General features: G+C 61.6%; 10 protein-coding genes. 5 read left to right on the top strand and 5 right to left on the bottom strand.

Going from position 1 to position 12,917, the window contains the following annotated elements:
* The first annotated feature begins 47 nt into the window (after window positions 1–47).
* Window positions 48–1,217, top strand: coding sequence for an alpha-D-ribose 1-methylphosphonate 5-triphosphate diphosphatase (locus tag ACQZ6J_RS19115; RefSeq protein ID WP_449085233.1), 1,170 nt, complete (start codon window positions 48–50; stop codon window positions 1,215–1,217).
* A 66-nt stretch (window positions 1,218–1,283) separates the two neighbouring features.
* On the opposite strand, the gene purN is transcribed toward ACQZ6J_RS19115, so the two are convergent.
* A complete protein-coding gene (gene purN / locus ACQZ6J_RS19120) occupies window positions 1,284–1,955 on the bottom strand; it encodes a phosphoribosylglycinamide formyltransferase (protein ID WP_449085234.1) in 672 nt (223 codons plus the stop codon).
* The gene (purM, locus tag ACQZ6J_RS19125) at window positions 1,952–3,025 is read right to left on the bottom strand and encodes a phosphoribosylformylglycinamidine cyclo-ligase (protein WP_449085235.1); all 1,074 of its coding nucleotides are present in this window, start codon (window positions 3,023–3,025) and stop codon (window positions 1,952–1,954) included. Before purM ends, purN begins: the two co-directional genes overlap by 4 nt.
* Before the next feature lie 222 nt (window positions 3,026–3,247).
* On the opposite strand from purM, the gene ACQZ6J_RS19130 reads away from it, so the two are divergent.
* The 4 genes from ACQZ6J_RS19130 to ppx all read left to right on the top strand — a co-directional run bounded on the left by ACQZ6J_RS19130 (window position 3,248) and on the right by ppx (window position 8,903).
* On the top strand, window positions 3,248–4,384 hold the full coding sequence (locus tag ACQZ6J_RS19130) for an AI-2E family transporter (RefSeq protein ID WP_163986219.1): 1,137 nt from the start codon (window positions 3,248–3,250) through the stop codon (window positions 4,382–4,384).
* The gene (hdaA, locus tag ACQZ6J_RS19135) at window positions 4,381–5,094 is read left to right on the top strand and encodes a DnaA regulatory inactivator HdaA (protein WP_449085236.1); all 714 of its coding nucleotides are present in this window, start codon (window positions 4,381–4,383) and stop codon (window positions 5,092–5,094) included. The genes ACQZ6J_RS19130 and hdaA overlap by 4 nt, the downstream gene beginning before the upstream one ends.
* Window positions 5,095–5,169: 75 nt before the next feature.
* Window positions 5,170–7,371 carry an RNA degradosome polyphosphate kinase gene (locus ACQZ6J_RS19140; protein WP_163986217.1) on the top strand — a complete coding sequence of 734 codons (2,202 nt, stop codon included), beginning with the start codon at window positions 5,170–5,172 and terminating at the stop codon, window positions 7,369–7,371.
* Window positions 7,372–7,382: 11 nt separating this feature from the next.
* The gene (ppx, locus tag ACQZ6J_RS19145; RefSeq protein ID WP_163986216.1) at window positions 7,383–8,903 is read left to right on the top strand and encodes an exopolyphosphatase; all 1,521 of its coding nucleotides are present in this window, start codon (window positions 7,383–7,385) and stop codon (window positions 8,901–8,903) included.
* 67 nt (window positions 8,904–8,970) lie between these two features.
* Here the strand turns inward: ppx and ACQZ6J_RS19150 are convergent, their stop codons facing one another.
* The 3 genes from ACQZ6J_RS19150 to rnd all read right to left on the bottom strand — a co-directional run bounded on the left by ACQZ6J_RS19150 (window position 8,971) and on the right by rnd (window position 12,883).
* Window positions 8,971–10,329 (bottom strand): esterase-like activity of phytase family protein, encoded by a 1,359-nt coding sequence (locus tag ACQZ6J_RS19150; protein WP_449085237.1) that lies wholly within the window; start codon window positions 10,327–10,329, stop codon window positions 8,971–8,973.
* 163 nt (window positions 10,330–10,492) lie between these two features.
* Window positions 10,493–11,545: an adenylate/guanylate cyclase domain-containing protein gene (locus tag ACQZ6J_RS19155; protein ID WP_163986215.1), complete on the bottom strand. Its 1,053-nt coding sequence runs from the start codon at window positions 11,543–11,545 to the stop codon at window positions 10,493–10,495.
* Window positions 11,546–11,737: 192 nt separating this feature from the next.
* On the bottom strand, window positions 11,738–12,883 hold the full coding sequence (gene rnd, locus ACQZ6J_RS19160; RefSeq protein WP_449085238.1) for a ribonuclease D: 1,146 nt from the start codon (window positions 12,881–12,883) through the stop codon (window positions 11,738–11,740).
* Window positions 12,884–12,917 lie beyond the last annotated feature (34 nt).

Consider the following 12,917-nt stretch of genomic DNA (forward strand, 5'->3'; position numbering starts at 1 on the left):
GTTTCCGAGCCTCCTTCGATCATTGACGCTGTTTCAGGAGAAAGCCGATGTGGCTCAGCAATTTCACGCTCGTTCTTCCCAATGAAGTCGTCGACCGGGGCGCGGTGCGCATCGAGGACGGCGTGATTGCCGAAATCCGTTCCGAGCCGGTTGAGCGGCCGACCTTCGACGGCGGCGGACGCCTGCTGATGCCGGGTTTCGTCGACCTGCACTGTGACATGGTCGAACGCGAGATCGCGCCGCGGCCGAATGCGATGATGCCGATCGATTTCGGCATTCACGAGCTGGACAAGAAGCTGGCGGCAGCCGGCGTCACCACCGCCTTCGCGGCACTCTCGTTTGCGACCGAAAGCGTCTACGGTCATGTCCGTTCGCTCGAAACCACCTCCGCCGTTATCCGCGGCATCGGCAGCCTGCGCGACGAACTTCTGATCGATCATCGCGTCCATGCGCGTTACGAAATCACCAATCTCGGCGCGGCTCCGACCCTGGAGCGGCTGTTGGAGGAGGGGTCCGTCGACATGGTCTCCCTGACCGACCATACGCCGGGGCAGGGGCAGTATAACGACATCGAAAGCTATATCCGCAGCATGTCGGAGCGCCGCTCCATGTCGCGCGAAGCGGCGGAAGAAGTCGTCGCAAACCGCATCGCCCAGCGCCAGGATCCGGAGATCGAGCGCAAGCTGCATGATGTCGTCGGGCTGTCGCTGAAACATAATCTGTCACTGGCATCGCATGACGACGACAGCGCCGAAAAGGTGGCGGCGATGCACGATCTCGGCGTGACGATCAGCGAGTTTCCGGTCACCGGGCCGGCTGCGGAAGAAGCCTGCCGCCGTGGCCTCTGGACCTTGATGGGCGCGCCGAACGCACTGCGCGGCCAATCGATGTCCGGCAATCTCAGCGCCTTGGATGCTGCCCGCGCCGGCTTGCTCGGCATCATCGCGGCCGATTATCACCCGGCCGCTTTCGTGCCGGCGATCTTCAAGATTGCGGATGTCGTTGCCGGTGGCCTGCCGGCGGCGGTCGCCACGGCAAGCTCCAATGCCGCTCGTGCGGCCGGCCTGATGGATCGCGGCGAAATCGCTGTCGGTCAGCTCGCCGATCTGGTCGCCGTCGAGCCCGGTTCGGTCCACCGCATCCGCGCAACCTTCCGCGGCGGCCGCATCGTCTATAGCGACGGCACGCTGCATCCGCTGATGGCGATGGCGGCCTGAGTGAAAATCGGGTTGTTTGGTCCCCCTCATCCAGATGAGGGGGCAGCCTGGAGCGACAGCCCCTGATTAGCTCACATCACCGAGCAGTGACAAAATCTGTCGTCCCTGGATAGCCGGCGCGCTCGCAAGGCTGACGGCCTTGCCGCCTTCCATCCTGATCTTGCCTTCCGCCAACAGCCGCAGCGATTGCGGATAGAGCTGATGCTCGACCATAAGCACGCGGGCGGCAAGGCTGTCCGCGGTGTCGTCGCTGAGGACGGGCACGGCCGCCTGGCCGACCACTGGGCCTTCATCCATGCCTTCGGTGACGAAATGCACGGTGCAGCCGGCAATGCGCATGCCGGCGTCGATCGCGCGCTGATGCGTGTGCAGGCCGGGGAAAAGTGGCAGCAGCGAAGGGTGGATATTGATGATCCGGCCTTCATAAGCCTGAATGAAGCGGGCGGTGAGCAAGCGCATATAGCCCGCGAGGCAGATGATATCGGGCGAGAGGGCTTTCAGCTGCGCAAGGATCGCCTCTTCATGGGCTTCCTTGCTGGCAAAATCCTTGCGGACGAAAGCAAAGGTGGCGATGCCTTCGGCTGAAGCCTTTGCCAGCCCGCCGGCATCCGCCTTGTCGGAGATGACGCCGACGATTTCGGCCGGGTAGTCGGCTGCCTTCGTGGCTTTCAGAAGAGCCAGCATGTTGGAGCCGCCGCCGGAAATAAAGACGACGACGCGTTTGCGCGGCGTGGTCATAGAGCAAGCGTGCCCTTGTAGACGGTGCCGTGGGCGCCTTCTTCGCGGGCGATCATGCGGCCGAGCGTAACGACTGCCTCGCCCTCGGCCTCAAGCGCGGCCTTCACGGCCTCGACGTTTTCCGGAGCCACGACGACGATCATGCCGATGCCGCAATTGAAGGTGCGCAGCATCTCCTTGGCCTCGACGCCGCCGACCTTGGCAAGCCACGAAAAGACCGCCGGCACCTTGACGGCGGCGAGATCGATTTCGGCGGCGAGATGCTTCGGCAGCACGCGCGGAATATTTTCCGGGAAGCCGCCGCCGGTGATGTGGGCGAGCGCCTTGAGGGCATGCGTTTCGCGAATGGCCTTGAGCAGCGGCTTCACATAGATGCGCGTCGGCGTCAGCAGCGCTTCGCCGAGCGCCTTGCCTTCGGCGAAGGGAGCCGGCGCGTCCCAGCCGAGGCCGGACAGTTCGACGATCTTGCGCACCAGCGAGAAACCGTTGGAATGAACGCCGGAGGAGGCGAGGCCGAGGATGATGTCGCCTTCGGCAATATCGCCCGAGGGCAACAGCTGGCCGCGTTCGGCGGCACCGACGGCAAAGCCCGCCAGATCATAGTCACCGTGGGAGTACATGCCCGGCATTTCCGCGGTTTCGCCGCCGATCAGCGCGCAGCCCGCATCGCGGCAGCCGGCGGCAATGCCGCCGACGATCGCCGCGCCCTGGTCGGGGTCGAGCTTGCCGGTGGCGAAGTAGTCGAGGAAGAACAGCGGCTCGGCGCCCTGGACGACAAGATCGTTCACGCACATGGCGACGAGATCGATGCCGACGGTCTCGTGGTAGTTCGCGTCGATGGCGATCTTCAGCTTGGTGCCGACGCCGTCATTGGCGGCAACGAGCACCGGATCGGTGAAGCCAGCGGCCTTGAGATCGAAGAGGCCGCCAAAGCCGCCAATCTCGCCGTCGGCGCCGGGACGACGCGTCGAACGGACCGCGGGCTTGATCTTTTCGACCAGCAGGTTGCCGGCGTCGATGTCGACGCCCGCGTCGCTATAGGTCAGACCGTTTTTTCCAGACTGGCTCATGCTTCCGCCTCCGATGGCCACCTGTCCGTCGCGACAGGGCTTTGATCGGGTCGCCATTGCATGATAGGGCCCTTTATGCAAGGCGCAAGCGCCGCAAACCCCGCGATTTTCCCCGCTTCCCATCGCCCGAGGGGGATTTCCGGTCTCAGGCTTGACCATAATTGCAGCATCATCCTATGTCCTAAGCGTGCGGCAAACGGGCTGGAAACGACGGGGAAGACGATGGAGCAAAAGGTCAGCGGGGCGAGCCTCAAGCGTCAAGTCACTTTCTGGGTGATCGTGCTCGTTGTGTTCGTCGCCTTTCTTTATGTCTTCAGCACGATCCTGCTGCCGTTCATCGCCGGCATGGCGGTCGCCTATTTCCTCGATCCGGTCGCCGATCGGCTGGAGCGGATCGGCCTCAGCCGCCTGATGGCGACGGTGGTGATCCTCGTATCCTTCATCCTGATCTTCGCGCTGGCGCTGACGATCTTCATTCCGATCATCATCAACCAGTTCAACGACTTCATCCAGCACATACCGGCCTATGTGCAGCAGATGCAGCAGCTGGTCGCCAAGGCGCAGACGATGGTGCTGCCGGACTGGATCCGCAATCAGCTCGGCGCGATCAAGGATAATTTCTCCAGCATAATGTCGGATGGCCTGAGCTTCGTCGGCGGGCTGTTCGCGCAGATCTGGAGTTCCGGCAAGGCGCTGGTCAACATCATCTCGCTGTTGGTCGTCACGCCGGTCGTCGCCTTCTACATCCTGCTCGACTGGGATCGCATGATCGCCAAGGTGGACAACTGGATACCGCGCGACCATGTCGCCACCGTTCGCCAGATCGCAACGGAAATCGATCAGGCGATCGCCGGCTTCATTCGCGGCCAGGGTTCGCTCTGCATCATCCTCGGCGTCTACTACGGCGTCGGCCTGTCGCTGGTCGGGCTGAATTTCGGCCTGCTGATCGGCCTCTTTGCCGGCATGATCAGCTTCATTCCCTATGTCGGCTCGCTGGTCGGCCTCATCCTGGCGGTCGGCGTCGCGCTGGTGCAGTTCTGGCCCGACTATATCTGGGTCGGCCTGACGCTCGCTGTCTTCTTCACCGGCCAGTTCCTTGAAGGCAACGTGCTGCAACCGAAGCTCGTCGGCGAAAGCGTCGGCCTGCATCCGGTCTGGCTGATGTTCGCGCTTTTTGCCTTCGGCGCTCTCTTCGGCTTCGTCGGGCTGCTGATCGCGGTTCCTGCCGCGGCAGCATGCGGCGTCCTTGTCCGCTTCGCCCTTTCGCGTTACCTTCAGAGCGATCTCTATTACGGACGCTCGGAAGCGGGCAAGGCGCGCAGAGCCAAGGCCGGCAAGCCCGAGAATAGCCAGACATGACCGATGCAAAGAACGCTGATGTGAGGCACAGGATCGCCGAACAGCTACCCTTGGCCTTTACGCACGACCCCGCAAGCGGCCGCGATGACCTGCTCGTCGCCGATCCGCTGAGTGCTGCGGTGAAGATCGTCGATTCCTGGCCGCATTGGCCATCGCCCGTGGTCATTTTGGCAGGCCCGGTCGGCTCGGGGAAATCGCATCTCGCCAGCATCTGGAGCGAGCGGTGCGCCGCCGTCCACATCCATCCGGTGGCCGGTTCCGACGCCGCGGTCGCGGCGTCCCACGGCCCGGTTATCTTCGAGGACGTGGATCGTGTCGGTTTTGACGATACGGAGCTCTTCCATGTCATCAACAGCGTTCGCGAAAACGGCACCAGTCTTCTGATGACCAGCCGGCTCTGGCCGATGTCCTGGCCGGTGACGCTGCCCGATCTGCGCTCCCGCCTGAAGGCCGCGACGGTGGTCGAGATCGGCGAGCCCGACGAAGAATTGCTGTCTCAGGTGATCGTCAAGCTCTTCGCCGACCGCCAGCTTTATATCGATGACAAACTCGTCCTTTATATTGTCAATCGCATGGAGCGCTCCCTCAACGCAGCGCAGTTGATCGTCGACAGGCTGGATCGGCTGGCGCTCGGGCGGGGTACAAGGATCACGCGCCTGCTGGCCGCCGAAGTCTTGAACGAACTGGGCAATTCCGCTCAGCCGGATTGAGCTGACATCGACTGTCACAGTTCCGTCGTCAAACTGATATACGTGGCACAGGATTGGAAAGAGGGTAGGTGGAACATGGACTCGGCACTCACGGAACATCAGGACGCCAACCAGCAGGCTCCGGAGGCGGCCCCACCCGTCAGTGAATTGCTGACGAGCCCCGAACGCTTCATCAACCGCGAGTTTTCCTGGCTGCAGTTCAATCGCCGTGTCCTCGAGGAGACGCTGAACACGGCCCATCCGCTGCTGGAGCGGGTCCGGTTCCTTTCCATTTCCGCCGCCAACCTCGATGAATTCTTCATGGTGCGTGTCGCCGGCCTCGAAGGCCAGGTTCGCCAGAAGATCCTGGTGCGCACGCCCGACGGCAAGACGCCTGCCGAACAGCTCGACGATATCCTGCGCGAGATCGACAATCTGCAGATGGAGCAGCAGGCTTCGCTTGCCGTCCTGCAGCAATACCTCGCCAAGGAAGACATTCTCATCGTCCGCCCGGCTGCCCTTTCCGACATGGATCGGCAATGGCTCCATACCGAGTTCGAACAGGCGATCTTCCCTGTCCTGACGCCGCTCTCCATCGACCCAGCCCATCCTTTCCCGTTCATTCCGAACCTCGGCTTCTCCATCGCGCTGCAGCTGAAGAGCATGAACGGCCGCGAGCCGATGACGGCGCTGCTGCGCCTGCCGCCGGCGCTGGACCGCTTCGTTCGCCTGCCGGACGCGAGCAACGTCATTCGCTACATCACGCTTGAAGATGTCGTGAACATCTTCATTCAACGCCTCTATCCCGGCTACGAAGTGCAGGGTTCGGGTACGTTCCGCCTTATCCGCGACAGCGATATCGAAGTCGAGGAAGAGGCCGAGGATCTGGTGCGCTTCTTCGAAACCGCATTGAAGCGCCGCCGCCGCGGCTCGGTGATCCGCATCGAGACGGACTCCGAAATGCCGCTCGAGCTTCGCCAGTTCGTGGTGGAGTCGCTGAACGTGCCGGAAAACCGCATCGCGGTTCTGCCCGGCCTGCTGGCGCTCAACACCCTGTCCGAGATCTGCAAGGCGCCGCGCGACGACCTTCGTTTCGAACCCTACAATGCCCGATTTCCTGAGCGTGTCCGCGAGCATGCCGGCGATTGCTTCGCCGCCATCCGCGAAAAGGACATGGTCGTCCACCACCCCTATGAATCCTTCGACGTGGTGGTCCAGTTCCTTCTCCAGGCTGCGCGCGATCCTGACGTTCTGGCGATAAAGCAGACGCTCTACCGGACTTCGAACGACAGCCCGATCGTCCGTGCGCTGATCGACGCCGCCGACATGGGCAAGTCCGTCACGGCGCTGGTCGAACTCAAGGCCCGCTTCGACGAAGAGGCGAACATCCGCTGGGCCCGCGACCTCGAACGAGCCGGCGTGCAGGTCGTCTTCGGCTTCATCGAGCTCAAGACCCATGCGAAGATGTCGATGGTCGTACGCCGCGAGGACGGCAAGCTGCGCACCTATTGCCATCTCGGCACCGGCAACTATCATCCGGTCACCGCCAAGATCTATACGGACCTGTCCTACTTCACCTGCGATCCGAAGATCGCCCATGACATGGCGAACATCTTCAACTTCATCACCGGTTACGGCGAGCCTGAAGACGGGATGAAGATCGCGGTTTCGCCGCATACGCTGCGCCCACGTATCCTCCAGCATATCGAAGGCGAGATCGAGCACACCCGGAACGGCCGCCCCGGGGCGATCTGGATGAAGATGAACTCCCTGGTCGATCCTGAGATCATCGACGCGCTCTATCGCGCCAGCAATGCCGGCGTCGAGATCGACCTGGTCGTGCGCGGCATCTGCTGCCTGCGCCCGCAGATCCCCGGACTTTCGGAGAGGATCCGCGTCAAATCCATCGTCGGACGCTTCCTGGAGCATAGCCGGATCTTCTGCTTCGGCGATGGTCACGGTCTGCCGTCGGACAAGGCGTTGGTTTATATCGGCTCGGCCGACTTGATGCCCAGAAATCTCGACCGCCGCGTCGAGACGCTTGTGCCGTTGACCAACAAGACCGTGCATGAGCAGGTGCTCTCGCAGATCATGCTGGGCAATATCATTGACAATCAACAGAGCTACGAGATATTGCCGGACGGGACTTCAAGGCGCATCGAGGTGCGCAAGGGAGAAGAGCCGTTCAATGCTCAGCAGTATTTCATGACCAATCCTAGCCTGTCGGGCCGTGGCGAAGCCTTGAAATCCAGCGCACCGAAACTGATTGCTGGGCTGCTGTCGGGCCGTAACATATAAATTGGACCTGCATGGTTGAATCTGAAGCCCAGGGACGCCTTCCGGGTGTTGCCCCTGTCTCCGTCGTCGATATCGGGTCGAATTCGGTCCGTCTCGTCGTCTATGAGGGCCATTCGCGGTCGCCGACCATCCTTTTCAACGAGAAGGTGCTGTGCGGCCTCGGCAAGGGCATAGCGCTGACGGGGAAGATGGATGAGGAGAGCGTGGCGAGGGCTCTTGCTGCGCTGCATCGCTTCAAGGCATTGTCCGATCAGGCGCGCGCATCCACGATCTACGTTCTGGCGACGGCCGCGGCGCGTGAGGCCAGCAATGGTCCCCAATTCATCCATCAGGCCGAATCCATCCTTCAGCGCAAGGTGCGCGTGCTGTCCGGCGAGGAGGAGGCACGTTTCTCCGCGCTCGGCATCGTCAGCGGTTTCTTCCATCCCGATGGCATAGCCGGCGATCTCGGCGGCGGTTCGCTCGAACTGATCGACATAAGGGAGCGGGAAATCGGCAAGGGCATCACGCTGCCGCTCGGTGGTTTGCGGCTGTCCGAATATGCCGGCGGCTCGATCGAAAAGGCGCGCAGCTTCGCGCGCAAGCATGTCAAGACGGCCAAGCTTTTGAGCAAGGGCGAGGGACGAACCTTCTATGCGGTTGGCGGCACCTGGCGAAACATCGCCAAGCTGCACATGGAAATGCGCAAGTATCCGCTGCACATGATGCAGGGCTATGAAGTGTCGCTCGAAGAGATGATCCGCTTCCTGGATCAGATCGTCGAATCGAAGGATTCGAAGGATCCCGCGTTGCAGGCGGTTTCCAAGCATCGCCGTTCGCTGCTGCCTTTCGGCGCCGTCGCCATGCGCGAGGTGCTGGCGGCCATGAAGCCGTCCGTCATCTCCTTTTCCGCGCAGGGTGTGCGCGAGGGCTACCTTTATTCGTTGCTGACGGAAGTCGAGCGTAACAGCGATCCGCTGCTGGTCGCGGCCGGCGAGCTTGCCATCCTGCGCGCCCGCTCGCCGGAACATGCCCGCGAGCTGGCCGAATGGACGGGGCGCATGATGCCGTTCTTCGGCATCACCGAGACGGAAGAGGAGAGCCGCTATCGTCAGGCCGCCTGCCTGCTTGCCGACATCAGCTGGCGCGCGCATCCGGATTATCGCGGCCTGCAGGCGTTGAACATCATCGCCCACACGTCTTTTGTCGGCATTACCCATGCCGGCCGCGCCTTCATCGCGCTTGCCAATTACTTCCGTTTCGAGGGGTTGAGCGACGACGGAGCGACGGGACCGCTGTCGACGATCGCCACGCCGCAATTCGTCGAGCGCGCCAAGCTGCTCGGCGGCCTGCTGCGTGTCGTCTATCTGTTTTCCGCATCTATGCCCGGTGTCGTGCGCAATCTGTCGTTCCGACGCTCGACAAACCCGGACCTGGACCTCGAATTCGTCGTTCCTGCCGAATATCACGACTTTGCCGGCGAAAGGCTCGACGGTCGCCTGCAGCAGCTCGGCAAGCTCACGAACCGCCGGCTGGCTTTCTGCTTCGAATAAGTCTGCCTGTTTCGAACAGGCCGGAAGCCTCTCCCCGTATGGCAGGGAGAGGCAGTTTCGTCGCGGCTTACTTCGCGTTCAGGAAATCACCGACTTCAAGAATGCTGAATTCGTTGTCGTCGGCCTTGTTGACGGCGCGGCCTGCGGAGAAGGGCAGGTTGTTGTCGTTGCCGATGATGATATGCGTGGCATCGATGCGATCGACATTCTCGATGGTGACGAAGGGCATGTCGTAGAAGCCTTCGCCGCCGCCCTGGCGACGCTTGTGGTCCGGATCCTCGATGTGCATCAGGTCGATATAGCCGATCTTGCGGACGGCCTTGCCGACGTTGGCGTCACTGAACTCGATCTTGTAGACGCGCTTGAGTTCGGCCGGGGCCTCGAAGCAATCCGGTGTCGGTTGCTTCGGATCGGCGCAAGCCTTGTCCTTCGTGCCGGCGCCGTTGTCGCGTTCGATGACCAATGCCGTCGTTTCGTCGAGCATGTTGAAATCGCCGATCGAGACGCCCTTGTCCGCGAAGGGATAGAGCCAGCTGCGGCCGGTCCAGCTTTTCGAGGCGACGTCGAATTCGATGACGCGGATGGCCGTTTTGCCATCTACGCTCTCCATCTGGCCGTCATCCTTGTAGATCGGGCCTTCCAGCAGGCCATAGAGCTTGGAGCCGTCCTTCGACATGGCAAGGCCCTCGAAACCGCCGGAGCGCTTGAGGTTGAAGGCGGGCATCTTCTGCGTCGGGTTGCCCGACAGCTGCAGCAGCGGATTGTCGGGAGACATGACCGGCTTGCCGTCGAGCGTCGTGGGGAAAACGTCGGTCAGTTGGCCGTCGGTGTCGAACTTCAGCAGGTAGGGACCGAATTCCTCGCCGATCCAGAAGCCATCGGCAACCGGCTGGATCGATTCGATATCGAAATCGGCGCCGGTCAGATAACGCTTGTCGGCGCCTTCCAGAACGATCGGGAAGGGAGCCTTCTTGTTCGGATCGGACAGGAACAGGTTCTTGACGACTTCGACCTTGCCGCCATCCCAGTCGAACTTGAGCTGGTGCAGGAAAAGCATGGCGTCGGAGGAATTCTGCTTGGAGCCGAAACCATTGTCGGACAGCGTCCAGAAGGTGCCGTCCGGCATGGTCTTGATGCCGGAAAAGCCCTGGATCGGCTGGCCGTCGAAGGGCAGCTTCAGGTCGGTGACGCGGGCGCCGTCCTTGCCCGGCACGGTGCCGAGCGCGTCGGTGCGCTTGCGGTCCGGCGTCGTGAACTTGCCGGAGGTCTTCAGAAAATCGGGTGCGTCGCCAGGGGCGGCAACGATCGTGTTGGCCGGCAGGATTGCCTGTCCGGCGAGCTTTGCCTTGAACTGCTGTTCGTCTGCCTGGGCCGAGGCGGCAAGCAAAATGAAGAGTGCCGTGGAGGCGGAAAGAATTCTTGTCATCATGTCACCTTGTTGGTGGGATTGGCGAAAACAACCCCGCTTAACAGGCGAGCCATGTCGGCGAATTAACGCTTAGGTGAAGATTTGGTGACTGTGGACAACCCATAGGGTGTGAAGCCAGGGCGTGCATCGACATAGAAATGCATCTGATGATTTGTATTGCTTACGATCTGTTGCGGGCAGTCATCAGCACTTGCCGGTCTTGCGTGTGAAGGGCGATGACGCCAAGAGACTGGTCGCGACCGCGAACGGCATGGTCGCCAAGCTCTTCCTTGATGATCGCTTCGGGAAGTTCGAGCCGCCTGGCGAGGTCGCTGGAAATCAGCACCTGGCGTTCGAGTGTCTTGCACAGCGATTCCAGCCTTGCGGTCGTGTTCACCGAGTCGCCGAAATAGGCGATCTTGTGATGGTCGACGCCGATTTCTGCGGTGACGATGCTGCCGCCGTGCAGGGCGGCGCGCAGGCGCGGCACCCTGCCATAGGATTTCAGCCAGGTTTCCGCATTCGCCTCGATGTCGTCGAGGATACTGAAGACGCAGCGCACGCAGTTGGCATTCTTGACGCCACGCTTAAGCGGCCAGGTAATGATGGCGGCGTCGCCGATATAGTCGTCGATCGCGCCGTAATGCCGTCGCACCGGCTCGGCCATGGCGCCGAACACCGCGCCAAGAAACTCCTGTGTCTTGAGGTCGCCGTGTTCCTCCGCAAAGGCAGTGGATCCAACGAGATCGATGAAGAGAAATACGCGCTCCTCCTGTACCGGATTGCGATATCTGCCGGTCAGCAGGCTGAGGAAGACGTCGCGGCCGAGCAGTTCGCGCACGCGGCTGACGAAGATGACGACGGCCGTCACCGCGACGGCATAGATGTAGACATCGACCTTCAATACCGTCAGGTCTTCCCAGGAGGCCTGCACCAGGCCCAGCAGCTTCAGAAGGCTGCCAGCCATGGCATAGCCGACGCTCATCAGAAGAAAGTCGACGACGAGGGCCGAGAGGATGAAGGCCGGCGTCGGCAGGCGGTGCATCCAGACATTCAGCCGCGGCAGGATGATGCGGCGCTCGAAAGCCAGCAACGGCATGCCGCAGAACAGGGCGAAGACCGCGCCGATATACTCCGGCGATTGCGGAAAGAACACCTTGGCGTAGATGACGCCCGTCGAAGCGAGAAACAGCGACGTCAGGATCCAATTGCGTATCGAATGGAGAATACCCATTCACTTTTTCCGCCAAGAACCGACGCCTTTCATCGACGCGGGATTGCGCCGGCAAACCGGAACGTCATCGAATATAACGACTACACAAGACGTTCATTCTACGAGATTTGCGGCGCAATCGTGATGGCGACCAGCGTCTCGATCCGCGAATCATACGCAATCGCGAAGCGCTGGGAAAGAACAATGTCGTGGCTAGAGAGTGACGGTCTCGATTCGCTTGCCGACGAAGCGCAGGGCCACCTGACCCTGGATCAGCTGCAGGGCCGTCTCGCCGAACAGATCGCGCCGCCAGCCGGTCAAGGCGGCGACTTCGGCTTTCTCGCCTTCGGCGGCGATCTTGTCCAGGTCGTCGCTGTTGGCGATGACTTTCGGTGCCACTCCATGTTTTTCGGCGATGAGTTTCAGCAGCACCTTCAGCAGCTCCGAAGCGGCGGCCGTGCCCTCCGGGGCCTGCTGATGACGCGGCGGATGCGGCATATCGGACTTCGGCAATGCCAGCGCCGCATTGATCGCCTCGAGCACCGTCGTACCTGCGGCGGAGCGCTCCCAGCCTTTCGGGATGGTCCGCAGCCGGGCAAGCGCCTCGCTGTCCTTCGGCTGCTGCTGAGCGATTTCGTAAATCGCATCATCCTTCAGCACGCGAGCGCGCGGGACGTTGCGGGCACGCGCCTCGCGTTCGCGCCACGCCGCCACGTACTTCAGCACGGCAAGCTCCTGCGGCTTGCGCAGCCGCATCTTCAGCCGCTGCCAGGCATCGTCGGGGTGAAGATCGTAGGTTTCGCGCGCTTCGAGGATCGCCATCTCTTCCTGCAGCCAGGAGGCGCGGCCTTCCCGCTTCAGCTGCTCGCTGAGCGAGAGATAAACGTCGCGCAGGTGGGTCACGTCGGCAAGCGCATAGTCGAGCTGCTTTTCCGACAGCGGGCGTCGGCTCCAGTCGGTGAAGCGCGAGGACTTGTCGATGTGGACGTTCTTGATTCGGCTGACGAGCTGGTCGTAGGAAACGGAATCGCCGAAACCGCAGACCATCGCCGCGACCTGCGTATCGAAGATCGGATGCGGAATGAGGTTGCCGCGATGGAAAATGATTTCGATATCCTGACGCGCAGCGTGAAACACCTTCAGAACCGATGGATTGGCCATCAGTTCGAAGAAGGGCGCCAGATCCAGCCCCTTGGCCAGTGGGTCTACCAGCACTTCGGTGGTGGGACTGGCCATCTGTATCAAACACAGTTCCGGCCAGAAGGTCGTTTCTCGCAGGAATTCCGTATCGATGGTAATGAATTCCGACTTGGCCAGCTCTTGGCAGGCCGCCTCCAATTGGGCGGTAGTTTCGATCATCTCAACACATTCATCGGTAAAATACTTCTTTAAC

This window comes from Rhizobium sp. A37_96, assembly GCF_053521765.1.